Below are 24,934 nucleotides of genomic sequence, written 5' to 3' on the forward strand. Positions count from 1 at the left end.
ATGAGCAAAGTCCTGATTATCGGCGCCGGCGGCGTCGGCGGTGTCGTCACCCACAAGTGCGCCCAGCACCCCGAGGTGTTCAGCGAGATCTGTCTAGCCAGCCGCAACCAGGCGAAGTGCCGTGCCATCGCGGCCCAGCTGGAGCGTCCCATCCAGACCGCCGAAGTGGATGCCGACGACGTCGAGGCGCTGGTCGCGCTGATCGAGTCATACGAGCCGGACGTGCTGATCCACGTGGCCCTGCCCTATCAGGATCTGACCATCATGGAGGCCTGCCTGCGCACCGGCGTGCCCTATCTGGATACCGCCAACTACGAGCATCCGGACGAGGCGAAGTTCGAGTACAAGGAGCAGTGGGCCTTCCAGGAGCGCTATGCCAAGGCCGGCAACATGGCCACCCTGGGCTGCGGCTTCGACCCGGGCATGACCAACATCTATTGCGCCTGGGGCCAGAAGAACCTGTTCGATGAGATCCACCGCATCGACATCCTGGATGCCAATGGCGGCGACCACGGCTACCCGTTCGCCACCAATTTCAATCCCGAGATCAATATCCGCGAGATCACCGCCAACGGCCGCTACTGGGAAGAAGGTGAGTGGAAGGAGACCGCACCGCTGGCCGAGAAGCGCTCCTTCGACTTCGACGGCATCGGCGAGAAGGACCTCTACCTGCTCTACCATGAGGAGCTAGAGTCCCTCAGCCAGAACATCAAGGGCCTGCAGCGCATCCGCTTCTGGATGACGTTTTCCGACAAGTACATCACCCATCTCAAGGTGCTCGAGAACGTCGGCATGACCAGCATCGAGCCGATCGAGTTCGAGGGCCGCGAGATCACACCGCTGCAGTTCCTCAAGGCGGTGCTGCCGGACCCGGCCTCGCTCGGACCGCGCACCAAGGGCAAGACCAACATCGGCGTGATCCTCGACGGCATCAAGGACGGCAAGCGTCGCAAGGTGCACATCTACAACATCTGCGACCACGAGGCCTGCTACCGCGAGGTTCAGTCCCAGGCGATCTCCTACACCACCGGCGTGCCGGCAGTGACCGGCGCCATGCTGATGCTGGAAGGCCTGTGGAAAGGCGAGGGGGTGTTCAACGTCGAGCAGCTCGACCCAGACCCCTTCATGGAGCGCATCGGCGACATGGGCCTGCCCTGGCAGATGGTCGAGCTCGACCCCGATGCCGACCCACTGGCCTGAGCACGACATGAGCCAGATCGCCTATCCGATCGATGCTTACCCCTTCGACATTGGGGCCTGCCCGTCGCCCGCCTACGTGGTGGACGACGCCCTGCTGCGCCGCAACCTGGAATTACTGCGGCGAGTCCAGGAGCAGAGTGGCGCACGTATCCTGCTGGCGCTGAAGGGCTTCGCCATGTGGGACACCTTCCCGCTGATCCGTCAGTATCTGGTGGGCACCACGGCAAGCGGCCAGGATGAGGCGCAGCTGGGGGCGGAGACCTTCGGCGGCGAGGTGCACTGCTACTCGCCGGCCTTCAGCGAGGCGGAGATGGCGGTGGTATTGCAGTATGCCGACCACCTCAGCTTCAACTCGCCGGCCCAGTGGCAGCGCTTCCGCGATACCGTCGCGGCCGCGCCGCGGCGGGTCTCCTGCGGCCTGCGCGTCAACCCGGAGTACTCCGAGGGCAAGGTGGCGCTCTACGACCCCTGTGCCCCGGGTTCGCGGCTCGGCACCCGGGCCGTGAACATGGAAGGCGTGGCCCTCGACGGCCTCGAGGGCCTGCATTTCCACACCCTGTGCGAGCAGAACAGTGACGCCCTGGAGCACACCCTGGCCGCCTTCGAGGAAAAGTTCGGTCGGTATCTCGCCGGCCGCACGTGGGTGAACTTCGGTGGCGGCCACCACATCACCCGCCCGGACTACGATGTGGCGCGACTGGTGCGGGTGATCCGCGACTTCAAGGCGCGCCATCCACACCTCACGGTCTACCTGGAACCCGGCGAGGCGATCGCCCTCAACACCGGCTACCTGGTGTGCAGCGTACTGGACATCGTCGAGAACGACGGCCCTATCGCCATCCTCGACACCTCGGCCACGGCACACATGCCCGACGTGCTGGAGATGCCCTACCGGCCGGAGATCATCGGCGCCGGCGAGCCAGACGAAAAGGCCTACACCTACCGGCTGGGCGGGCTGACCTGCCTGGCCGGTGACGTGGTGGGCTATTACAGCTTCGACGCCCCGCTTGCAATCGGCGACCGGCTAGTATTCACCGACATGGCTCACTACACCATGGTGAAGACCACAACCTTCAATGGCATGCGCCTGCCGTCGATCTGCCGGATTGACGAGGCCAGCCGCGAAGTGCACACGGTGAAGTCCTTCGGGTACGAGGATTACCGGCAACGACTCAGCTGAAGGGAGACAAGAGATGACCCAGGTCTTCAAGTTTGGCGGTGCATCGATCCAGGACGTCGCCGCCATCCGTCGGCTAGGCAAACTGCTGACCCATTTCCGGGCGCGCCCCCTGATCGTAGTGGTATCGGCCATGGGCAAGACCACCAATGCTCTGGAGGCCTTGCTGGCTGCAGCGCGGGGCAGCGAGAAGGCCGATTATCATGACCGCCTCGAGACCCTGCGCCGGGACCACCTGGCCACGGTCGAGGCCCTGTTCGGCGCCAAGGCCGGCCCCGTAGCAGAGCGTGTCGAGGCGCTGATCACCGAGCTCGACCAGCGTCATCGCCGGCATGCGAACCGTGAGCGCCCCTTCCACTACGACCAGACCGTCGGTTTCGGTGAGCTGCTCTCCACCACCATCGTCAGTGCCTGGCTCGAAGAGGCCGGCATGGCGACCGAATGGCGGGATGCCCGGGAACTGGTGGTCACCGACGATTGCCATCAGGCGGCCAATGTCGACTGGGAGGCCACCGCGGAGCGGGTGCGTGGCCTGGCGGCAGACGACGGCAGGATCCGGGTCACCCAGGGGTTCATCGGCGGCACCGTCGAGGGCGTCACGACCACCCTGGGCCGCGAGGGCTCCGACTTCAGCGCGGCGATTCTTGCCCATTGCCTTGAGGCGGAAGAGGTCACCATCTGGAAGGACGTGCCGGGGCTCTTCAATGCCGACCCGCGCCGCTTCGACAATGCGGTTCAGCTCGAACGCATCTCCTACGACGAAGCCATCGAACTGGCCTGGCACGGTGCCAAGGTGATCCATCCCAAGACCCTGGGGCCGCTACAGCAGAAATCGATCCCGCTGACGGTGCGCTCCTTCGAGAACCTCGAAGCGCCTCCCAGCACCATAGGGCGGGACACCCGGTTCGACACCCAGACGCCCTCCCTTGTCCTGCGCGAGGAACAGACACTGCTGGAAATCCACCCACGGGACCTCGCCTTCATGGACGAGCCGCGCCAGCACGACATCCTCGGCCGCCTGGTGGAGGCCGGACTGCATGCCAACATGATCGATGCCGGAGCCATGCGCCTCTCGCTCTGCCTGGACGGCCACCCCGAGCGGCTGGAGCCGCTGGTCAGCTCACTGTGTGCCGACTACGCGGTGGTGCGTCACGAAGACCTGACCCTGCTCACCGTGCGCCACGGCGACGATGCACTGCTGTCAGCCCTGAGCGCCGGACGCGACAGCCTCGCCGAACGACGCAACGCCAATACCGCCCAGCGGCTCTTTCCAAGCACCCAGTGCCAGGGTACCTGGCACATCCCCCTGTAAGGCCTGGCCCACCAGAGGGGGTGAGGGAGCGACTATGGCCCTTTCTTGGTTTCATCCCGCACTTGTCACGAAACAACGCCGAGCCACTATAGTGGCCCGGCGTTGTCATGCTGCAGGGGGCGAAATTGGCCATCAGCAATGGCCGGGCATCAGGCGGCGTCGGACTTGCCCCCGGCTGCCGCATGCATCGCAAGGGCGGCATCCAGCATGCGATTGGAGAAGCCCCACTCATTGTCGTACCAGGCCATCACCTTGACCAGGCGACCGTTCACCCGGGTGTGATTGGCATCGAAGGTCGAGGAGTGAGCATCATGGTTGAAGTCGATGGAGACCAGCGGCTGGGCGTTGACCGCCAGTACCGGAGAAGCCTCGGCGGCGTTTGCCACGATCTCGTTGATCTCTTCCCGAGTCGTATCGCGACTGGCGGTAAAGACCAGGTCGACGAGCGAGACGTTGATCACCGGCACGCGCACGGCCAGACCGTCGAACTTGCCTGCCAGCTCCGGCAGCACCAGGCCCACCGCGGCGGCGGCACCGGTCTTGGTGGGGATCATCGAGTGCGTTGCGCTGCGCGCCCGGTAGGGATCCTTGTGGTAAACGTCGGAGAGGTTCTGATCGTTGGTGTAGGCATGAACCGTGGTCATCAGGCCATTCTCGATGCCCACCGCCGCATGCAGCGCCTGGGCCACCGGGGCCAGGCAGTTGGTGGTGCAGGAGGCGTTGGACACCACCTTGTGCTCGGGCGTGAGCACGCCCTCGTTGACACCATAGACCACGGTGGCATCGGCATCGGGGCTGGGCGCGGAGATCAGCACGCGCTCGGCGCCCGCCGCGATGTGCTTGGCGGCGTCCTCGCGCTTGGTGAACAGGCCGGTGCACTCCATCACCAGATCCACGCCAAGGGAGGCCCAGGGCAGCGCCGCGGGATCCCGCTCGGAGAGGATCGCGATGCGCTGACCATCCACGGTCATGCTCTCCTCGTCATGCTCGACGGAGAAGGGAAAGTGACCATGTACGGTGTCATGGCGCAGCAGATGCGCATTAAGGGATGGGTCGCCAAGATCGTTGATGGCGACCACCTCCAGGCGATGGCGATAACCGTTCTCGTAAAGGGCACGCAACACATTGCGGCCGATGCGGCCGAAACCGTTGATGGCGATCTTGAGCGTCATGGCGTTGTTCTCCTCGGTCCAGTAGCGTTCTGTGGGACGTGGCGAAGCCAGTAAGCAGGAGAGCCTTGGTAGAGCCCGGCTCGGACGTGCCTGCGCAATGGGCCACGTGTCATTTACCCCGTAATGTGGACCAGTCATCGACGGGGCTCAAGTACTTTTTAGTAATTTTACAACATGCAGTGCTTCAACCAGCTGTTGGGCGCAAGCACCTCAAACCAAGCGATTAATCAAACCTAGAAGGAGAAAGGCCTCGCTTCACGACCCAAAAGAGGGCTTCAACACTGATCATTATGCAGTAAACTTACCATAAACTGGTATGGTGATCAGATAACAACCAGCATCCACTTGAGGAGCACGATATGTCGGCTACCCCACTGCACACTCCCATCCGTCGCACCAAGATTGTCGCCACCCTGGGCCCAGCCAGCGACCGTGAGGGCATCCTGGAGGCGATGATCGCCGCCGGCGTCGACGTGGTACGCCTTAACTTCTCCCACGGCAGCCCCGATGACCATCGCCAGCGTTTGATTCGGGTCCGCGAGATCGCCGACCGGCAAGGCAAGAGTGTCGCCGTCCTGGGTGACCTCCAGGGGCCCAAGATCCGCATCGCCCGCTTCAAGGAAGGGGCCGTGAAGCTCGAGGAAGGCCAGTCGTTCATCCTCGACATGGGCCTGGGCAGCGATCAGGGCGATGCCAGCCGCGTCGGCTGTGACTACAAGACCCTGGCCGATGACGTCGCCCCCGGCGACCGCCTGCTTCTCGACGACGGCCGGCTGGTGCTCGACGTCAACCGGGTTGTCGACCACCTGATCCACACTAGTGTCGTGGTGGGCGGCACGCTCTCCAACAACAAGGGCATCAACAAGCAGGGTGGCGGTCTCTCCGCTCCGGCGCTCACCGAAAAGGACAAGGCCGACCTCGAGACCGCCGTGGCGATCGGCGTCGACTACCTGGCGATCTCCTTCCCGCGCAGCGCCGCCGACATGCAGGAGGCCCGCGAGCGGCTCGGCGAGGCCGGCAAGGAGATCGGCCTGGTGGCCAAGCTCGAGCGCGCCGAGGCGGTGGCCGACGACGCCACACTGGACGCCATCATCGAGGCCTCCGAGGCGGTGATGGTGGCGCGCGGCGACCTGGGCGTGGAGATCGGCGATGCCCAGCTGATCGGCACCCAGAAACGCATCATCAAGCAGGCCCGCACGCTGAATCGCGCGGTGATCACCGCCACCCAGATGATGGAGTCGATGATCGAGTCCCCGCTGCCCACCCGCGCCGAGGTGTTCGACGTCGCCAACGCGGTGCTCGACGGCACCGATGCGGTGATGCTCTCCGCCGAAACCGCCGCCGGCGACTTCCCGGTGGAGACCGTCGAGGCCGTCAACCGGGTCTGCCTGGGCGCCGAGCGCGAGCGTCGCATCCAGGAGTCCGGCCACCGCATCCACGAGGGCTTCAGCCAGGTCGACGAGACCATCGCGCTCTCCGCCATGTACGCCGCCAACCACCTTTCCGGGGTGGCCGCCATCGCCTGCATGACCGCCTCGGGTTACACGCCGCTGATCGCCTCGCGGATCAGCTCGGGGCTGCCGATCGTCGGCCTGGCCCACAACCCCATAGCCCAGCGGCGCATGGCACTCTATCGCGGGGTCGTCTCGCTGCCCTTCGACACCAGCGAGATGAGCGCCCAGGAGCTCAATGACCGTGCCATCCAGCGACTGGTGGAGCAGGGCATCGCCGACCCCGGCGACCACGTCATCCTCACCCGGGGCGACCACATGAATGCCCATGGCGGCACCAATACCCTGAAGATCCTCGCCGTGGAGGCCAGCCATGAGTGACATCCGCCCACCGCGCAACGTTAAGCGGATCCTGCCGGCCTGCAAGCGCATCGCTCTGGTCGCCCACGACGGCAAGAAGGACGAGATGCTCGAGTGGGCAGGGCGCTGGCAGACTACCCTGGCCCGTCACCAGCTGGTCGGCAGCGGCACCACCGCAACCCGGATCAGCAAGCAGTTGGGCCTCGAGGTGGAGGGCCTGATGAGCGGCCCACTGGGCGGCGACCAGCAGATCGGCGCGCGAATCGCCGAGCAGCGACTCGACCTGCTGATCTTCTTCTGGGACCCCTTCGCGCCGCAGCCCCACGATCCCGACGTCAAGGCCTTGCTGCGCCTGGCGGCACTCTGGAACATCCCGGTGGCCTGCAACCCCGCCAGCGCCGACTTCCTGATCAGCTCCCCCTGGCTCGACCAGGACTACGAGATGACCATCCCCGATGCCGGCGCCTGGATCTCCTCCCGCTCCAGCTGACCGCGCCCGCTGCCAAGGCGTCGACAACGCTACCCACTCATAAGAGGTCGACCATGTTCCAGCTTACCCGCAGCGTCACCTGGCAGGCCCTCAAGGCCCTGCAGGAGAAGACCGCCAACGACCGCATCCGCGACTACTTCGCCGCCGATCCCAAGCGCTTCGAGAAGATGAGCCTGCGCGTTGGTGGTCTTTTTCTCGACTATTCCAAACAGCCGGTCTCAGACGAGGTCCTCGACACCCTGATCGAGCTCGCCGAGCACTCGGCGCTGGTCCAGCGCCGTGCGCAGATGTTCTCCGGTGATATCATCAACGTCACCGAGGACCGTCCCGTGCTGCACACCGCCCTGCGCAATCTCGGCGAAGGGCCGCTGAAGGTCGACGGCCAGGACGTGATGCCGGAGATCCATCGCACCCGTGAGCAGATCCGCGCCTTCTCCGAGGCGGTGCGTAACGGCGAGTGGACGGGCTACAGCGGCCAACGTATCAAGGATGTGGTCAACATCGGCATCGGCGGCTCGGACCTGGGCCCCAACATGGCCTGCCGGGCATTGCTCAAGCACCGCCATCCCGAGCTCAGTTTTCACTTCGTCTCCAACGTCGACGGCGCGCATATCCAGAAGGTGCTCAGCCGCCTCGACCCGGCCACCACCCTGTTCATCGTCTCCACCAAGACCTTCTCCACCCAGGAGACGCTGCTCAACGCTCATACCGCACGCCGCTGGTTCCTGGAGAACGCCGGCCCGGACGCCGATGTGGGGGCGCACTTCATCGCCGCCTCGACCAACAAGGCGGCGGCCACGGAGTTCGGCATCCGCGAGGAGAATGTCTTCGAATTCTGGGCCTGGGTCGGCGGGCGCTACTCGATGTGGTCCTCCATCGGCCTGCCCATCGCCCTGTCGATCGGCTTCGAGGGTTTCATGGAGCTGCTCGAGGGCGCCTACGAAATGGACCAGCACTTCCTGTCGGCACCCTTCGCCGAGAACATGCCCGTTTTGATGGCGCTGATCGGCATCTGGCACATCAATTTCCAGGGCGCCGAGACTCAGGCCATCGTGCCCTACGACCAGGCGCTGCATCAGCTGCCGGCCTTCCTCCAGCAGCTCGACATGGAGTCCAACGGCAAGTCGGTGGATATCTTCGGCCACCCGGTGGACTACAAGACCGGCCCCATCGTCTGGGGCCAGACCGGCTCCAACGGCCAGCACGCCTTCTTCCAGTTGCTCCACCAGGGCACCCGCTACGTGCCCATCGACTTCATCGCCTCGCTGAAGCCCGAGCCCGGCGTCGAGGATCACCACTTCGCGCTGCTCACCAACATGCTGGCCCAGGCCAACGCCTTCATGGAGGGCAGTCAGACCGGCTCTCGCCTGGACCCCTACAGCTGCCCGGGCAATCGCCCCTCCAGCGTGCTGCTGCTCGACGAACTGACACCCAAGAACCTCGGCGCGTTGATCGCGCTCTATGAGCACAAGGTGTTCGTCCAGGGAGTGATCTGGAACATCAATTCCTTCGACCAGTGGGGCGTACAGCTGGGCAAGCGCATCGCCGGCGAGATCAGCGAACGCATCGACGCCCAAAGCCAGGACTTCGATGCTTCCACCCAGGGCCTGCTGGCGCTGGTACGGGAAAATTTCCCCCGCGACAGTGCCACACCACCCTCCCGGAATGCGCAGCGAGGCAAAAGCAAGAGCTGAGGCCTCTCAACCGCGGGCGGCGGCCAGCCACTGCCCAGCATAATGGCCCGCCCAAGCGGCTCCCAGCCAAACGAGGAGACTGGCCACCACGTAGCCCAGGGCCGCCATCTGGTTGCCCTGATGCATGAGAGCCAGGGTTTCCAGGCCAAATAACGAAAAGGTGGTGAAGCCGCCACAGAAGCCACCCACCAGAAAGGGCTGCCAGCGCGCGACCCGACCGTGGGTGCGGCGGGCGGCATAGGCGGCGAAGGCGACGATCAGCCAGGAACCGAGGCCATTCACCGCCAGGGTAGCCCAGGGAAAGGCCGGCCCCGCCAGCGCCAGCGAGACCAGGTAGCGCAGCGAGGAACCCAGGGCGCTGCCCAGCCCCACGGCGCCATAGGCACGCCAGGCGATCACGGCAGGCCTCCCGCCAGCCAGACCCCGACCAGCAGGGCGGCGAACCCGGTCCCCAGAGTCAGGGCGACATAGCCCAGAGCCGCTGCCGTGCGCCCTTTCTGCCAGAGCGTCAGGGTCTGCAGGCTGAAAGAGGATACGGTGGTGTAGCCACCGAGTAAGCCGACGGCCAACAGCGACCATGCCGGCCCTGCCTCGGGGCCGGGCAATCCCAGCGTTCCCGCCAGCATGCCCATCAGCAGGGCGCCACTCAGGTTGACCGCAAGGGTTCCCCAGGGAAAGCCGATTCCCAGGCAACGGCTCACAAGGTCACCCACCGCCAGGCGCGCCATGCCGCCCAATCCCCCGCCGCCGGCCACGGCCAGCAGCAACAATGGGTCGATGCTCATCTACTCCCCAAGCGTTGCAAGAAAGGTCCAAGGGTGGCGGCGGCGATCCGCCAAAAAAAAGCCACCCGGTGAGGGTGGCTAAAGTATCGCATGCTTGCCTTGCAGGGGCAGTGACCCGTGGGTCACCAAGGACAATATTGGCACACTATTGTCGTAATGTACAATACGTGTACATGAAAATAGAGTTTCGGGACCGACTCGTGACCGTGAACCAAAGGCCGTATCATGCTGATACCTGAACGCATCCCCGACATCACATCGACAACACGCCAAGAGACGGAGGTCACAGCGTGAACCCATTGCGAGCCATTCCTGCCATCATCGGCTGGCTACTGATCGCCCTGGTGGCCTTCGCCACCCCTACGCAGGCCCAGCAGGCCGACGCCGGCAGCGAGCCGCCCGCCTACTCAACCCTGGCCGACCTGCTCGAGAACGAGCAGTCACGCCAGCAGTTGATCGACCAACTGCGCGGTATGGCCGGAGACGTCGCCGCCTCGGAGACAGCCGCCGAAGAGAGCGCCGCCATTGCTGAGCCTTCACTACCCCGGCAGTTGGCCCAGGCCACCAGCCGCATCGCCGGTGACATCGGCGGTCAGTTCGGTGATGCCGTTGAAGCGATGGCGGGCCTGTTCACCGGTGGCATCGAGGACAGCACCTTCGACACGGCGGCCTTCACCAGCGCTGCCATGAACCTGGGGCTGGTGATTCTCGCCACCCTGGTGTTCTTCGTCGTGTTCCGGCGCCTGGCCAAGCCGGTATTCACCAGCGTCAGCCAGTGGTCGCTCAACGGTGCCGGCCTCACGCCGGTGCTTCGCCTGATCATCTGTGTGGCCCTGGCCGCCGTGGTGGACGTACTGATCGTGGCATTGGCTTATGTAGGTGGCAACCTGATCGCCACCTTCGCCGTCGGGGAAACCGGCGAACTCTCGACCCGGGCCTCGCTCTTCCTCAACGCCTTCCTGGTGATCGAGCTGCTCAAGGCCGGGGTACGCATGCTGTTCTCGTCTCGCTACGAGGGACTGCGCCTATTGCCCATCTCGGCCGATGAGGCCTCCTACTGGAACCGCTGGCTCGCCCGCCTGATCGGCATGGTCGGCTACGGTCTGATGGTCGTGGTGCCGCTGATCAATGTCTACCTGGCCCCCACCCTGGGCCAGAGTATTGGCACCCTGATCATGTTCGTGGCATTCATCTATGCGGCCACCGTGGTACTGACCAATCGAAAGCGTTTGCGTACCGCCATCAACCAGAAGGCGCGCCGCGCCAGCATGGCGGCGACTCGTGTCTCGCTGCAGTTGTTCGCCCGTACCTGGCACCTCTTCGCCCTGGCCTATTTCCTGATGGTGCTGGTGTTGACCCTCACTCGCCCGGCGGACGCCCTGCCCTTCGTGCTCTTCGCCACCCTCAAGACCCTCGGGGCCGTGGTGGTCGGTATTCTCGCCTCGAGCCTGCTGACCCAGACCATCGGTCGGCGTATTCGCTTAGGTGACGATCTGCGTCACAAGCTCCCACTGCTGGAGCCGCGACTCAACAGCTATGTGCCCAATGCACTGCGCGTGCTGCGCACGCTCATCCTGATCGCTATCGTCATGGTCGTACTCAACGCCTGGGGGGCCTTCGACCTGGCGACCTGGTATGCCTCCGAGGCGGGACGCGGCATGATCGGCAAGGTGATCAGCGTGGCGGTAATCCTGGTGATCGCCGTGGCCGTCTGGCTAGGGCTGGCCAGCCTGATCGAGCACAAGCTCAATCCGGAGACCGGCGACGGCATACCCTCGGCCCGGGCGCAGACCCTGCTTAGTCTATTCCGCAACGCCCTGGCCATTGCCATCATCACCATGACGATGATGATCGTGCTGGCCGAGATCGGCATCAACATCGGTCCGCTGATCGCCGGTGCCGGTGTGCTGGGCCTGGCCATCGGTTTCGGCTCACAGAAGCTGGTCCAGGACATCATCACCGGCATCTTCATCCAGGTGGAAAATGCCATGAACACCGGCGACGTGGTCACGGTGGGCGGTATCACCGGCACCGCAGAGAAGCTCAGCATCCGCTCGGTGGGCATCCGCGACCTCTCCGGCACCTACCACTTGGTGCCCTTCTCCAGTGTGGACACCGTCTCCAACTATATGCGCGAGTTCGGCAATCACGTCGGCGAGTACGGTATCGCCTACCGCGAGAGCATCGACGAAGCTATCGAGCAGCTGAAACTGGCCTTCGAAGACCTCAAGGCCAGCGAAGAGCATGGCCATAAGCTGCTGGAGCCGCTCACCGTTGCCGGCGTCGTGGCCCTGGCCGACAGCTCGGTGAACATCCGGGTGGTTATCAAGACCACGCCGGGCGACCAGTGGGCCGTGGGCCGAGCCTACAACCGCCTGGTCAAGCTGCGCTTCGACGAGGCCGGCATCGAGATCCCCTTCCCGCATACCACGCTCTACTTCGGCGAGGACAAGGAGGGGCGTTCACCGGCTGCCAACGTGAGGGTGCTGGAGCCCAAGGGGCCGCAACGCATGGGAGATGCGCCCCAGGGGGATGATCCCGGGCATGGCATTCAGGAGACCGCCGACCCAGACCATCGCAACCCTTCGGGAGGCGATGTCGAGGAGTCCTGACGACCTGGCAAAACTCTCCGAGTTCAGCGAAAAGCGGGGCTGCCGAAAGGCAGCCCCGTTGACGTTTCGGGTGAAAAACGGGCAACACCTCAGTGGGTAGTCACCAGCATCAGCACGCTGAGCGCCGCCGATACCCACATGGCCGGACGTATCGCCTCCAGGCGCCCGGTGAAGAGCTTGATCAACACGAAGGAGAGGAAGCCGAAGGCGATGCCCAAGGTGATGGAATAGGTCAGCGGCATCAGGATGATCGCCAGGAAGGCCGGAAAAGCTTCGTCGTAGCGGTCCCAGTTGATCTTCGCCACCGGTGCCAACATGAAGAGCCCCACCAGCACCAGAGCCGGTGCCGTGGCGATGCCCGGTACCAGCGAGAGCAGCGGCGAGAGAAACAGAAAGGGCAGGAAAAGCAGGGCGATCGTCACCGCCACCAGCCCGGTTCGCCCGCCCTGGGCGACCCCTGCGCCGGACTCGATGAAGGTCTGGGCCGCGCTCGTACCGAGCGGCGCGGCGATCATCGAGGCGAAGGCATCCACGGTCATCGAGCGCTTGAGGTTGCGGGGGTTACCGTCCTTGTCCTTGAGGTCGGCCGATTCGGAGAGCGCCATGAAGCAGGAGAGGGCATCGAAGAAGTTGGTGAACAGCATCACGAAGATGAACGGCAGGTAGGCCACCTTCAGCGCCCCCCAGATGTCCACCTGCATCACCGCGCTGAAGTCGGGCCAGGCAGCCAGGCCGCTCCACTCCACCATGACCTCCTCGCCCCACAGGCGCCCCATGGGAGCGGCCAGCAGGGTGGTCAGGGCAATGCCGAGGATCAGCGCGCCGTTGAAACGCAGTACCACCATGATGGCCGTGGCCATCATCCCGATGAAGAAGGTCACCAGGCTTGCATCGAAGCTGCCCAGGGTAACCAGGGTAGCATCGCTGCCGACGATGAAGCCGGCATTCTTCAGTCCGATGAAGGTGATAAAGAGCCCGATGCCGCAGGTGATGGCGTAGCGCAGTGAGGCCGGAATCGCCTCGATAATCGCCTGGCGGACGTTGAACATCGCCAGCACAGCGAACAGCACGCCGGACCAGAAGACGCAGCCCAGGGCCACCTCCCAGGAGAGGCCGGCGCCCAGCACCAGGGTGTAGGTGAAGAGCGCATTCATGCCCATGCCGGGAGCCACCAGGATGGGATTGCGCGCATAGAGCCCCATGGCCAGGCTGCTCATGAAGCTGATCAGCACGGTGGCGGAGAGCGCCGCCGAAAAAGGGATACCGGCATCGGAGAGGATCGCCGGATTGACCACGATGATGTACATCGAGGCCAGGAAGGTGGCGATACCGGCGAGCACCTCGGTGCGCAGGGAAGAGCCACGATCGCGTATACGAAAATAGCGCTCGATCCAGCGCCCTTCCGAGGAAGCGGCGGGCGAGGCGGTGGCGGGAGATATCTGTTCCATGACGGGGTCCAGTTGTTGTTGTGGGTGGTGATGAGAAAGGTCGGCCGCCGACTAGGGTATGCAATTCCTGACCGATTGGACAACACCTGTGACACCATCAACGTATACAAAAAGGTCTAATATCTGGCTAACGGAGGACCAGACAGCAGAAGGGGCGCCATCTGGCGCCCCTGTGGAGAGTGAATCACTGGCCGCTCAAGCGGCGGGTCGTTCAGGCCGTCTTGGTCTTTGCCTCGTCCGGCTCCTCGCTTGGCTGGGGCAAGGAAGGCAGCGACTTGTCGAGCAGCTCGACGCTCTGCCGGTAGAAGAGCTGGCTCTTCTGATGCTCGCCCAGGTTGGCATAGAGCCGGGCCAGCTCGGCACAGACCACCCCGCTCGGCCGCTGGCGCTGGCTCGCCTCGAAGTACTCCTGGGCCTTGCCCCAGTAGGCATTGCGCAGCGATAGACGGCCCAGGGTCAACAGCAGGTCCGGGTCGTTGGGCCGCTCCTGCAGCCACTTCTCGGCCAGCACCAGCTGCCTGCGCGCATCCACGTCGAGCAGGCCATAGCGCAGCACCAGGCGGCTGTCCCAATGCTCCTTCAGCGAGTGGCGCAGTAGCCGCTCGGCAATGCCCTCCTCGTTGCCCCGCACCAGCGCCTCGGTGTACAGCACGATCAGGTCGGTGTTGGTACGCAGATGGTCAGGCATGTCGGCCCACAGGTTGCGGACCCGTTCGATATCACCGGGATTGCGCGCTTCCTGGCCGATCAGCTCGCGGTAGGCGCGCTGCTCGAGCTGCTCGCGCTCCTCGCGGGAAATCAGCTGCTGGGCCCCCAGCCGGGGCATCAGGCGACGCAGGCCATCCCAGTCGCTGACGCTGAGGTAGGCCTGTTTGAGCTGCTTGAGCACCTGAGGATGGTTAGGCAGATGGCGGTCCAGACGGGTAAGGATCGCCAACGCCTCCTCGTACTGCTGGCGGTCCAGCATCAGCTGGGCCTGCATCATGCCCACGGCGGTGTCGGCCCCCTCGGTACTCAGATGGGCCCGCTTGAGCAGGGTGTCCGCCTGCTCGTAGCGCCCCTGATAATGCGCCGCCAGGGCTGCCGAAAGGTAGTTGACCAGCGGCGTGCTGGAGTCGTCGGCCGCCTTTACCAGCGACTTCTCGGCCTTCTTCCAGCGGCCTTCGGCCAGTGCCACCAGGCCGCGCACAGTGCGCTTCATGGCGTTCCGGTTGCGGGCACGACTGTTCCACACCTTGAAGCGACTCACCGGTCGCGTCAGGCGCATCAACAGGCGCAGGCCGAAATGCAGCCCGATGAAGACGGCCAGCAGGATGACCAGGCCAAACCAGAAGGAGGTCTGGTAGGAGGTGTCACCCACCCGGACCAACCAGTAGCCCGGCACCGTCATCATCAGCTGGCCGAACAGCGCCCCCAGCGCCAGGCCCAGGACTACGATCAGGATCAGCTTTCTCATGCGTCATCTCCCTGGCCGTCGTCACGACCCTCGAAGCGCCGCTCGATGAAGGTCGCCAGCGCCTGCTGGGAGCCGCTGATATCGGGAAGTTGCGGGCGAATGCTGCGCTGCTTGAGCGCCTCGAGACGCTCGATCACCGCCTGGACACCGCTGGCGCTGGTGTCGTAATAGCCGCGAATCAGCGTCAGGGCCTTGTCGAGGCTGGCCTCATAAAGCTCCTGCTCCTCCTTGAGCAGCGCCAGTTGGGACTGCTCGAGCACCAGGCGCACGCTCTGGCGCAGGTAGGACTCCTGCTCCGGCGAGATCAGCGCCTCCAGGGCCTGATCGTGCTTGCGCACGGTAACCAGATCCTTGAGCTCGCCGCCGAAGCGTGCCAGCTGTTCCTGCCAGCCACCCGAGGGAGTCTCCTCGAGGGCGTCGGCAGCGGCGACCTCTTCGACATCCTGGGCCAGCGGCTGACCGGCGAGCTGCTCCTGCTGGGCATTGAGCGCCAGATAGAGGCCGGTGCGGTCGACCTGCGGCACCGAATCCAGCGCGGCAAGCTCAGAGGCAATCTCGCGGCGCACCGGCACCAAGGCCGGGTTGTCGGCCTCCTGTAACCGCTCGTCGGCGGTGCGCAGCAGGGCGGCGGCGCCCTCCACATCGCGCTCCAGCTGCAGGCGCTGGTTGGCCAGGCGCAGCAGATAGGCGGCTTCGGCATGCAGCCAGTCGCGCTCGTCGGCGCTCTGCTCGCGAGAGAGTTCGTCGAGCACCTTGTCCAGGGTCCCGTTGACGCTTTCGCGATAGTCGGCAAACTCGCTTCGCAGGTCGGAGATAGCCGAGTCGAAGGCCGCGTCACGCTCGCTCTCAGCGCTCTCGAGTCGTCCCTGCAGCTCGCCGAAGTCCGACTGGAGCTCGCCGATATCCGACTGGCTGGCCACATCGCCGGGCAACGAGGCCAGGCGCTGCTGCTGGGAGTCGAGCTTCTGCCAGGCCTGCCAGCCGAACAGCACTACACCGATGGCCAGCAGGATCACCAGCACCAAGGCGAGGATCCCGGCCTTGCCGCCGCCCTTGCCACCGTCACCGGAAGAATCACCAGCAGTTCGTCCGCGCGCACCACTGGCCGCGCCGCCGCCCGAAGAGGCAGACGATGTATCGCCAGGGGCGCTGCCGGACTTGGTAGAGGTGTCGGACTTGGTATGGGTGTCGGACTTTCCGGACTTGTCGGCGCTGCCACCAGGAGTCGCTGGCTTGGCACTGGTCGCCTGACCAGCAGCGGGATTGTCCGCCGTAGACTTGTCTGCGCCGGGCTTATCCGCTGAGGCCTTCTGAGCGGCGGGCTTGTCGCTGCCGGATGCCGGCTTGTCGACCCTTTCCGGACGACTGGCGGAGTTGTCGGCCGCGGCGGGAGGCGACTCGCTGCTCCCGGACTCGCGAGTCGCAGCGGGCGCCTCCGCAACGTCCTGTTTACCCTGTGGCGCGTTACCCTGTGACGCACCCGCGGCCTGCTTGTCGCCGCCCTTGTCATAACGCCGCGATCGGCGCCTGCCGGAAGCGGCCGACTTACCGGCTTCACTCCCCGCACTCGCCGACTCCGCGCCGGAGGGTGCCTGCTGTTCTTCTTGATCGTGTGGTTGCTTGCTCATCTGTCGCTAGCCCTTTTCGAGATCATCATGATCGACATCGGCCTCCTCCGGGGCGCTGCTCCTGGCGACCGCTACCGCCAGGGCGGCAGGCGTGGCGCCCGACGCCACGACGGGGACATTAAACCCCAACCTGCCGGCCAGTGTAGCCAACCGAGCACTGGAAACGATTAGCGGTTGGTTCAAGGCGGCTTCTGTGCACCATCTTGCCAGATGTTCAAGGATTTCTCCGCTGCTGACCACCAGCGCACGATAATCGCCATTTGCCAATCGCGTCTGCATGGCGGGGACAGGGTCGAGAAGACGGCGACGATAGACCGCCAATCGGGTCACCCGAGCACCGCGAGACGCCAGAGTATCGGCAATCAGCGGACGTCCTCCTTCGCCGGCGACCAACAGCACACGCTGCTCGTCGAGGGCATGCAGCGAGGCCAGCTGCAGCAGCGCCTCGCTGGTGTCCTCTCCGGCCGACGGCGACGGCACATGGACCCGCACTCCCAGCCGCCGGTTCAACAGGGCGGCGGTGGAGGCCCCCACGGCATAGTAGTCGATACCGACCGGAAGCTGCGGCCAGTAGCGATCCAGCGACTCGACCAGGCACTCGGCCGCGAAAGGGCTCACCACTATCACCTTGCGGAAATGATCGATGTCCAGCCAGGTGGTGCGCATCGCCGACGTTTCCGACAGCGGCTCGAGGTGCATGACATCCAGGCGCTTGACGGGAAGGCCCCGAGCCTCGATGGCTGCGGCCAGCGGGCCAGCTCGCTCGCCCGGCCGGGAAATCAGTACCGGTAGCTCCGCCATCAGACGGCGCCGTAGACCTCGGCGAGGATCTCGCCGGCACCCTGCTCGAGAAGCTCCTCGGCGACACGAATGCCCAGGGCCTCCGGCTCATATATGGAACCACGCCCCTCGGCACGCAGCACCCAGGTGCCTTCCGGATTGCCCACCAGGGCGCGCAGCCACAGGGTCTGGCCGTCATCCTCGAATACCGCATGCCCGCCGATGGGCACCTGACAGCCACCCTCCAGCCGGGTGTTCATGGCGCGCTCGGCGCGCACGCGGGTCGCGGTGGTTGCATCATCCAGAGGGGTGAGCAGCGCGAGCAGTTCGGGGTCGTGCAGGCGACACTCGATACCCAGCGCGCCCTGGCCGCAGGCCGGCAGGCAGGTCTCGGGAGGCAGCTCCATAGTGATGCGGTCGTCAAGCCCCAGCCGCCGAAGGCCGGAGGTGGCCAGCAGGATGGCATCGAATTCGCCGTCGTCGAGCTTGCCCAGGCGCGTCTGAACGTTGCCACGCAGACTCAGCACCTCGAGGTCCGGGCGTGCCTCGCGCATCTGCAGGCCGCGACGCAGGCTCGAAGTGCCGATGCGTGCGCCCTCGGGCAACGCGTCCAGGGAAGCGTAGTGATTGGAGATGAAGGCATCGGTGGGCTCGGCGCCCTCGAGGATCACCGAGAGCCCCAGGCTCTCGGGAAAGTGCATGGGCACATCCTTCATGGAGTGCACGGCGATATCGGCGCGACCGTCGAGCATCGCCTCCTCCAGCTCCTTGACGAAGAGCCCCTTGCCGCCGACCTTGGCCAACGGCGTATCGAGGATCTTGTCGCCACGAGTGGACATGGCCACCAGCTCCACCTTCAGGCCGGGGTGGGCGGCCATCAGTCGGTCGCGGACATGCTCGGCCTGCCACATGGCCAGTTGACTCTTGCGGGTGGCGATACGCAGGGTATTGATGGCTTGCACGTGGTTCTCCCGTACCGGGTTGACTGCCGTTGGCGCACCATGTGCCGGCGCCCGGTGATGATATGGATAACCTTCATCATAAAGCACCGCGCGGGGCAGGAAAAATTGCGTCGTCCCACGGTGACCTTCCGCTGCCGCCCCTCGCCAGCCGCATGGACTCTGGTACACTTCCCGCCATGTCAAGGCAGCACCGCCCAGGCGGCGCTGCGACCGGTCCTACGGCCGTCACCCATCGCAATCGTCTAGCAGGATGCCCAGCCCGATGAGCCCTAGTTCACCCAGCCCCGGCACCAACCAGTCCTGGGGTGGCCGCTTCAGCGAGCCCACCGATGCCTTCGTCGAACGCTTCACCGCCTCGGTCGACTTCGACCAGCGCCTCGCCCTCCACGATATCCAGGGATCCATCGCCCATGCCACCATGCTGGCCCGGGTCGGCGTGCTGACCGACGAGGAGCGTGACGCGATCATCGAAGGCCTCGGCGAGGTACGCGGCGAAATCGAGCGTGGCGAGTTCGCCTGGTCGGTCGCCCTGGAAGACGTGCACATGAACATCGAGGCGCGACTCACCGAGAAGATCGGCATCACCGGCAAGAAACTGCACACCGGCCGCTCGCGCAACGACCAGGTGGCCACCGACATCCGCCTTTTCCTGCGCGACGAGATCGACGTAGTCGACGCCGAGCTGGCCCGCCTGCGCGAAGGGCTGATCACGCTGGCCGATCGCGAGGCCGATACCATCATGCCAGGCTTCACCCACCTGCAGACCGCGCAGCCCGTCACCTTCGGCCACCATCTGCTGGCCTGGCAGGAGATGGTGGCCCGCGACCATGAACGCCTGCTCGACTGCCGCCGGCGGGTCAACGTGATGCCGCTGGGTGCCGCGGCGCTGGCCGGCACCACCTATCCCATCGACCGCCATGTCACCGCCGAGCTGCTGGGCTTCGAGCGTCCCGCCGAGAACAGCCTCGATGCGGTGAGCGATCGCGACTTCGCCATCGAGTTCACAGCGTTCGCCAGCATCCTGCTGATGCACCTGTCGCGCATGAGCGAAGAGCTGGTGCTATGGACCAGCGCCCAGTTCGACTTCATCGACCTGCCTGACCGCTTCTGCACAGGCTCCTCGATCATGCCGCAGAAGAAGAACCCGGATGTACCCGAGCTGGTGCGCGGCAAGACCGGGCGGGTCTACGGCCATCTGGTGGGCTTGCTGACCCTGATGAAATCCCAGCCGCTGGCCTACAACAAGGACAATCAGGAAGACAAGGAGCCGCTGTTCGACAGCCTGGATACCGTCAAGGGCTGCCTGCGTGCCTTCGCCGACATGGTGCCGGCCATCGAACCCAAGAAAGCGAGCATGGCCGAAGCCGCCCGCCGCGGCTTCTCCACCGCCACCGACCTCGCCGACTATCTGGTACGCAAGGGCGTGGCCTTCCGGGATGCCCACGAGATCGTCGGCCAGTCCGTGGCCTTCGGCCTCAGGGAGCAGAAGGATCTTTCCGAGATGACCCTCGAGGAACTTCGCCAGTTCTCGGATACCATCGAGGCGGACGTCTTCGAGGTGCTGACGCTGGAGGGCTCGGTGGCCGCCCGCAACCATATCGGCGGCACCGCCCCGGACCAGGTGCGCGCCGCCGCCCAGCGGGCGCGTGACGCCCTGATGGGCCAGGCCTGATGCGTCATCTCGTCCCCCTGACCCTGGCCTTGGGCGTGGCCGCGGGACTGGCCCTGGCCGGCTGCGGCCAGAAGGGCCCGCTCTACCTGCCCGGCGATGAGGCGGCCGCCGAGCGCTACGACCCTGCCGGCCAGCAGGAAGCGTCGGACGAGGACGCGGCCCTGCAGGACGACGACACCGCCCGAGACGACGAGAGCTAGGCATGGATCATTTCGAATACCGCGACGGCGTCCTCTACGGCGAGGACATGCCGCTCACACGCATCGCCGACGAATTCGGCACGCCGTGCTACGTCTATTCACGGGCCACCCTGGCACGCCATTTCCGCGCCTACACCGAGGCGCTGGGCAGCCACCCCCACCTGATCTGCTATGCGGTGAAGGCCAACTCCAACCTGGCGGTGCTGGGACTGCTGGCAAGGCTCGGCGCCGGCTTCGATATCGTCTCCGTGGGTGAGCTGGAGCGGGTGCTGGCCGCCGGAGGCGATCCGGCGCGGGTGGTATTCTCCGGTGTCGCCAAGCAGGAGGCCGAGATGACCCGCGCCCTGGAGGTGGGCATCAAGTGCTTCAACGTCGAATCACGCCCGGAGCTCGAGCGCCTCGACGCCGTAGCCGGCCGAGTCGGCAAGGTCGCCCCGGTGTCGCTGCGGGTCAATCCGGACGTGGACGCCGGCAGCCATCCCTATATCTCCACAGGGCTCAAGGACAACAAGTTCGGCATCCCGGTGGACGAGGCGCTGGCCGTCTACCAGCTGGCCGCCACACTCCCCAATCTGCGCATCACCGGCCTGGACTGCCATATCGGTTCCCAGCTCACCGAGCTCTCGCCCTTCCTCGACGCTCTGGACCGCCTGCTGGCGCTGCTCGAGCGCCTGCGCGAGCGCGGCATCGAGGTGCAACACCTGGACCTGGGCGGCGGGCTCGGCGTGCCCTACCGCGACGAACACCCGCCGGCGCCCTTCGACTATGCCACCGCCCTGATCGAGCGCCTCTCCCGCTGGGAGGGCAGCAAGCACCTGACACTGCTCTTCGAGCCGGGCCGCTCCATCGCCGCCAATGCCGGCGTCCTGTTGACCCGGGTCGAATATCTCAAGCCCGGCGAGACAAAGAATTTCGCCATCGTCGATGCCGGCATGAACGACCTGATCCGCCCTGCCCTCTACCAGGCGTGGCAGACGATCCTGGCAGTGGATACTCGCAAGCCGCGTGACACCGCCACCTACGACGTGGTCGGCCCGGTTTGCGAGACCGGCGACTTCCTCGGCAAGGACCGCGCGCTCGCCATCGCCGCCGGCGACCTGCTGGCAGTGCGCTCAGCCGGCGCCTACGGCTTCGCGATGGCCTCGAACTACAACAGCCGCCCGCGCCCCGCCGAGGTAATGGTCGACGGCGACCGGGTCCACCTGGTGCGCCGCCGCGAACGGCTGGAGGAGCTCTGGGCGGGGGAGTCAGTGCTGCCCGACGACCAGGGGGAGTCACGCTGATGCTGCTGCACTTCACCAAGATGCAGGGGCTGGGCAACGATTTCATGGTGGTCGATCTGGTCACCCAGCGGGCACACTTGACGAACGACCAGATCCGCCAGTTGGCCGACCGGCGCTTTGGCATCGGCTTCGACCAGCTACTGGTCGTCGAGCCGCCGCGGGATCCGGAGATGGATTTCCGCTACCGGATCTACAACGCCGACGGCAGCGAGGTGGAAAACTGCGGCAACGGTGCCCGCTGCTTCGCGCGCTTCGTGCGCGATCAGCGCCTGACCCACAAGCACGAGATTCGTGTCGAGACCGCGGGCGGCCCGCTGACCCTGAGGGTCGAGGACGACGGCCGGGTCAGCGTCGACATGGGTGCACCACGCTTCGCGCCCGAGACGCTGCCCTTCGAGGCCGCCGAGGACCGGGTGCTCCACCCGCTGGAGGTAGACGGCGAGCGCCTCGAGGTAGGCGTGGCCTCGATGGGCAATCCCCATGCAGTGCTGCGCGTCGAGGACGTCGAAACGGCCCCCGTCGAGCGTCTGGGGCCGGCCCTCGAGGCTCATCCGTGCTTCCCCCGGCGGGTCAACGCGGGTTTCATGCAGGTGGTGACGCCCCACGAGATCCGCCTGAGGGTGTATGAACGCGGCAGCGGCGAGACCCTGGCCTGCGGCACCGGCGCCTGCGCCGCGGTGGCCAGCGGCATTCGCCAGGGGCTGCTCACGAGCCCGGTCACCGTGCACCTGCGCGGCGGCGACCTGCGTATCGACTGGGCCGGCGACGATGCCTCCCTGATCATGACCGGCCCCGCCGAGTGCGTCTTCGACGGCCGCGTCATCTTGAACTGAGCCGCCCCGCCACCAGAGGAGAAGCTGCCATGACCCGAGCCGCCCCCGACCCGCACAAGACCCTCGACCCCGACCGGGTGGCCCAGTGGCTGGCCTGTCATCCGGACTTCTTCGTCGGGCGCGAGGGCCTGTTGCAGCAGCTCAAGGTGCCGCATCCAGAGGCCCGCGGCACCACCTCGCTGCTCGAACGCCTGGTCCACGATTTGCGCTCCCGTGCCGAGCAAGCCGAATGGCGCCTGGAACAGCTGCTGGAGTCGGCTCGCCACAACGAGGGCCAGTATCGCCGCACCCGGGAGCTGGTGCTGGCGCTGCTCGAGGCCGAGGACAACGATGCCCTGGGCCAGGCGCTGGCCACTCAGCTCGCCGAGCGCTTCAATACCCCGGCGGTGGCATTATGGTGCCCGGCCAGCCTGACCGATGCCGAGCCTCTGCCGCCCCAGCCCCCGCGCCAGGTCCTCGATGACCATGCCGGCCAGCGCCTGGCTGCCCTGCTCGACGGCCGCACCAGCCGCTGCACGCGACTGACGCCGACCGACTGGAAGCGTCTGCTGCCCCATGTCCCGGCGCCCGACAAGGCCGGCTCCTGCGCCCTGTCACGACTCACCCTGGGCGAACCGCTGGGCTACCTGGTGCTGGCGAGTCACGATCCGGACCACTTCCGCGCCAGCATGGACACCCTGTTCACCGAGTATGTAGGCGAGGTGGTAGCGCGGCTGCTGGTGCGCCAGGCGCCGGCCTCCTCGTGACGGGGCGCGCGCTGGACCACGAGGTGGAGGTCTTTCTGGCCGGGTTGGCGCGCACCGCCAGTCCGGCCACGGTGAGCGCCTATCGGCGTGATCTGGCGGCCCTGATGGACTTTCTCGAGGCCGAGGCCGTGGACGACTGGTCCCGGCTGGATGCCGCCCTGCTTCGCCGTTTCCTGGGCAGCGAGCGTATGCGAGGCCAGGCTCCACGCAGCCTGGCCCGACGGCGAGCGGCCATCTCGGGCTTCGCCAGGCATCTGGTAGAGGCCGGTCGGCTCCGCCACAACCCGGTGCCTCTGGTGCGGACGCCGCGCCAGCCCCGGCACCTGCCGCGGCCTCTGGATGTGGACCAGCTGGCCCACTTCCTCGACTCGCCCCACGACGACTCGCCCCTGGCCCGGCGCGACCAGGCGATGCTGGAGCTCTTCTATTCGAGCGGCCTGCGCCTGGCCGAGCTGGCAGCGCTGGACCTCGGCGACCTCCAGCCCCAGCGAGTGCGAGTACTTGGCAAGGGTGGCAAGCCCCGCCAGGTGCCCGTGGGACGGCGAGCGCGCCAGGCCCTAGACGCTTGGCGAGACGTCCGCGATCAGCTGGCCAGCCGCGACACGCAGGCGCTTTTCGTCGGAGTCCGCGGGGCTCGGCTGGGCCATCGCGCCATCCAGAAACGGCTGGCCGAACTGGCAAAGGCCAGAGGCTTGGCCGAGCACCTCCATCCGCACCGGTTGCGCCACTCCTTCGCCAGCCACCTGCTGGAGTCGAGCCAGGACCTGCGGGCCGTGCAGGAGCTTCTTGGCCATGCGGACCTCGCCACCACCCAGGTCTACACTCGGCTCGACTGGCAGCACCTGGCGGCCAGCTACGACGCGGCCCATCCCCGAGCACGCCGCCACTCCGACGATGGCGGGGAGCCCTCATGAGCCTGCAGGCGATCACCTTCGATCTCGACGACACCCTGTGGGACAACCGCGGCGTGATGACGCGCACCGAGACCGACCACTACGCCTGGCTCGACGAGGTCCTGAGCGCCTGGCTGGCGCGCCGCGGAGAAACGCATCTCGGCCGCTTTGCCGAGCGCTTCCCGCTGGCGGCCTACCAGGAGAGTCGCCAACGCCTCGCTGAGCAACATCCGTTACGTCGCGGTGATTTCAGCTGGCTGCGTGAACGCGCCCTCGTCGAGCTCCTGGAGACCTTCGGGCTGCCGCGCAGTGCCGCCTGGCTGTGGGCCGCCGCGACCATGGCTCGCTTCCACGCCCTGCGCATCGATGTATCGCCTCATCCCGAAGTCGAACCCCTGCTCTGCGAGCTCGGCGTCCGCTACCGGCTGGGCTCGATCACCAACGGCAATCTGGCGCTGCATCGCCTGGCGCTGCATCGCCACTTCCGGGTAAGCATCGCCGCCGGGGAGATCCAGGCCCCCAAGCCGGACGCCCGCCCCTTCCTCGCCGCCCTGGCGCGACTCTCCACCCCAGCCTCCCGGGCGCTGCATGTGGGAGATTCCTGGCAGGAGGACGTGTTGCCGGCCCTACGCCTGGGCATGCGTGCGGCCTGGATCGCCCCCGACACGCCCCATGCCGGCGAGCTCCCCGCGGGGGTGTATAGACTGAAGCACGTGCGGGAACTACCGGAGTTGATCCAACGACTGGAACGTTCGGATTAGGCGCCGACCAAGTCTGATT

Annotated in this window: 21 protein-coding genes and 1 pseudogene; 14 read left to right on the plus strand and 8 right to left on the minus strand. The window is 65.9% G+C overall.

Annotated elements, in window-relative coordinates; genetic code table 11:
• The 3 genes from U5L98_RS14320 to U5L98_RS14330 all read left to right on the plus strand — a co-directional run.
• On the plus strand, positions 1 to 1,200 hold a 1,200-nt coding region (locus U5L98_RS14320; protein WP_322558982.1), incomplete at its 5' end, for a saccharopine dehydrogenase family protein.
• Positions 1,201 to 1,207: 7 nt separating this feature from the next.
• Positions 1,208 to 2,380 (plus strand): carboxynorspermidine decarboxylase, encoded by a 1,173-nt coding sequence (gene nspC / locus U5L98_RS14325; protein WP_322558983.1) that lies wholly within the window; start codon positions 1,208 to 1,210, stop codon positions 2,378 to 2,380.
• A gap of 13 nt (positions 2,381 to 2,393) precedes the next feature.
• Positions 2,394 to 3,689, plus strand: coding sequence for an aspartate kinase (locus U5L98_RS14330; RefSeq protein WP_322558984.1), 1,296 nt, complete (start codon positions 2,394 to 2,396; stop codon positions 3,687 to 3,689).
• Between the two features lie 149 nt (positions 3,690 to 3,838).
• Here U5L98_RS14330 and gap read toward each other — a convergent pair whose 3' ends face one another.
• The gene (gene gap / locus U5L98_RS14335; RefSeq protein ID WP_322558985.1) at positions 3,839 to 4,861 is read right to left on the minus strand and encodes a type I glyceraldehyde-3-phosphate dehydrogenase; all 1,023 of its coding nucleotides are present in this window, start codon (positions 4,859 to 4,861) and stop codon (positions 3,839 to 3,841) included.
• Positions 4,862 to 5,220: 359 nt separating this feature from the next.
• On the opposite strand from gap, the gene pyk reads away from it, so the two are divergent.
• Genes pyk through pgi form a run of 3 tightly spaced genes read left to right on the plus strand, consistent with a single transcriptional unit; the run spans position 5,221 to position 8,856 of the window.
• Complete coding sequence (gene pyk, locus U5L98_RS14340) at positions 5,221 to 6,693, plus strand: pyruvate kinase (protein ID WP_322558986.1); 1,473 nt, start codon at positions 5,221 to 5,223, stop codon at positions 6,691 to 6,693.
• Positions 6,686 to 7,162: a methylglyoxal synthase gene (locus tag U5L98_RS14345; RefSeq protein ID WP_322558987.1), complete on the plus strand. Its 477-nt coding sequence runs from the start codon at positions 6,686 to 6,688 to the stop codon at positions 7,160 to 7,162. The genes pyk and U5L98_RS14345 overlap by 8 nt, the downstream gene beginning before the upstream one ends.
• Before the next feature lie 53 nt (positions 7,163 to 7,215).
• Positions 7,216 to 8,856: a glucose-6-phosphate isomerase gene (gene pgi, locus U5L98_RS14350; RefSeq protein WP_322558988.1), complete on the plus strand. Its 1,641-nt coding sequence runs from the start codon at positions 7,216 to 7,218 to the stop codon at positions 8,854 to 8,856.
• Positions 8,857 to 8,862: 6 nt separating this feature from the next.
• Here pgi and U5L98_RS14355 read toward each other — a convergent pair whose 3' ends face one another.
• Together U5L98_RS14355 and U5L98_RS14360 are read right to left on the minus strand one after the other, a co-directional pair.
• The gene (locus U5L98_RS14355; RefSeq protein WP_322558989.1) at positions 8,863 to 9,255 is read right to left on the minus strand and encodes a CrcB family protein; all 393 of its coding nucleotides are present in this window, start codon (positions 9,253 to 9,255) and stop codon (positions 8,863 to 8,865) included.
• Positions 9,252 to 9,641, minus strand: a complete 390-nt coding sequence (locus U5L98_RS14360; RefSeq protein WP_322558990.1) for a CrcB family protein — start codon at positions 9,639 to 9,641, stop codon at positions 9,252 to 9,254. Before U5L98_RS14360 ends, U5L98_RS14355 begins: the two co-directional genes overlap by 4 nt.
• A gap of 290 nt (positions 9,642 to 9,931) precedes the next feature.
• Here U5L98_RS14360 and ybiO point away from each other — a divergent pair, with 290 nt between their 5' ends.
• Positions 9,932 to 12,253 (plus strand): mechanosensitive channel protein, encoded by a 2,322-nt coding sequence (gene ybiO / locus U5L98_RS14365; protein ID WP_322558991.1) that lies wholly within the window; start codon positions 9,932 to 9,934, stop codon positions 12,251 to 12,253.
• An 89-nt stretch (positions 12,254 to 12,342) separates the two neighbouring features.
• On the opposite strand, the gene U5L98_RS14370 is transcribed toward ybiO, so the two are convergent.
• The 5 genes from U5L98_RS14370 to hemC form a co-directional block, all read right to left on the minus strand.
• Entirely contained in the window at positions 12,343 to 13,701 is a 1,359-nt protein-coding gene (locus tag U5L98_RS14370) for an NCS2 family permease (RefSeq protein ID WP_322558992.1), read from the minus strand.
• Between the two features lie 211 nt (positions 13,702 to 13,912).
• Entirely contained in the window at positions 13,913 to 15,157 is a 1,245-nt protein-coding gene (locus U5L98_RS14375; protein ID WP_322558993.1) for a heme biosynthesis HemY N-terminal domain-containing protein, read from the minus strand.
• Positions 15,154 to 16,785 (minus strand): uroporphyrinogen-III C-methyltransferase, encoded by a 1,632-nt coding sequence (locus tag U5L98_RS14380; protein WP_322558994.1) that lies wholly within the window; start codon positions 16,783 to 16,785, stop codon positions 15,154 to 15,156. Before U5L98_RS14380 ends, U5L98_RS14375 begins: the two co-directional genes overlap by 4 nt.
• Before the next feature lie 6 nt (positions 16,786 to 16,791).
• Positions 16,792 to 17,586 (minus strand): uroporphyrinogen-III synthase, encoded by a 795-nt coding sequence (locus U5L98_RS14385; RefSeq protein ID WP_322558995.1) that lies wholly within the window; start codon positions 17,584 to 17,586, stop codon positions 16,792 to 16,794.
• Positions 17,586 to 18,527 carry a hydroxymethylbilane synthase gene (gene hemC, locus U5L98_RS14390; RefSeq protein ID WP_322558996.1) on the minus strand — a complete coding sequence of 314 codons (942 nt, stop codon included), beginning with the start codon at positions 18,525 to 18,527 and terminating at the stop codon, positions 17,586 to 17,588. The genes U5L98_RS14385 and hemC overlap by 1 nt, the downstream gene beginning before the upstream one ends.
• Positions 18,528 to 18,789: 262 nt before the next feature.
• On the opposite strand from hemC, the gene argH reads away from it, so the two are divergent.
• The 7 genes and pseudogenes from argH (at position 18,790) to U5L98_RS14425 (ending at position 24,915) form a co-directional block, all read left to right on the plus strand.
• Positions 18,790 to 20,199, plus strand: a complete 1,410-nt coding sequence (gene argH, locus U5L98_RS14395) for an argininosuccinate lyase (protein WP_322558997.1) — start codon at positions 18,790 to 18,792, stop codon at positions 20,197 to 20,199.
• Positions 20,199 to 20,315 (plus strand): annotated as a pseudogene (gene lptM / locus U5L98_RS19070) (LPS translocon maturation chaperone LptM); the annotation flags it as partial. The gene argH and the pseudogene lptM, both read left to right, overlap by 1 nt.
• Before the next feature lie 86 nt (positions 20,316 to 20,401).
• The gene (gene lysA, locus U5L98_RS14405; RefSeq protein WP_322558999.1) at positions 20,402 to 21,682 is read left to right on the plus strand and encodes a diaminopimelate decarboxylase; all 1,281 of its coding nucleotides are present in this window, start codon (positions 20,402 to 20,404) and stop codon (positions 21,680 to 21,682) included.
• Positions 21,682 to 22,515 carry a diaminopimelate epimerase gene (gene dapF / locus U5L98_RS14410; RefSeq protein ID WP_322559000.1) on the plus strand — a complete coding sequence of 278 codons (834 nt, stop codon included), beginning with the start codon at positions 21,682 to 21,684 and terminating at the stop codon, positions 22,513 to 22,515. The genes lysA and dapF overlap by 1 nt, the downstream gene beginning before the upstream one ends.
• 29 nt (positions 22,516 to 22,544) lie before the next feature.
• Positions 22,545 to 23,261 carry a DUF484 family protein gene (locus tag U5L98_RS14415; protein ID WP_322559001.1) on the plus strand — a complete coding sequence of 239 codons (717 nt, stop codon included), beginning with the start codon at positions 22,545 to 22,547 and terminating at the stop codon, positions 23,259 to 23,261.
• Positions 23,258 to 24,175, plus strand: coding sequence for a tyrosine recombinase XerC (locus U5L98_RS14420; RefSeq protein WP_322559002.1), 918 nt, complete (start codon positions 23,258 to 23,260; stop codon positions 24,173 to 24,175). The genes U5L98_RS14415 and U5L98_RS14420 overlap by 4 nt, the downstream gene beginning before the upstream one ends.
• Positions 24,172 to 24,915, plus strand: a complete 744-nt coding sequence (locus tag U5L98_RS14425; RefSeq protein WP_322559003.1) for an HAD family hydrolase — start codon at positions 24,172 to 24,174, stop codon at positions 24,913 to 24,915. Before U5L98_RS14420 ends, U5L98_RS14425 begins: the two co-directional genes overlap by 4 nt.
• The last annotated feature ends 19 nt before the right edge of the window (positions 24,916 to 24,934 follow it).

It is taken from the genome of Halomonas sp., assembly GCF_034520545.1.
GTDB lineage: Bacteria > Pseudomonadota > Gammaproteobacteria > Pseudomonadales > Halomonadaceae > Halomonas.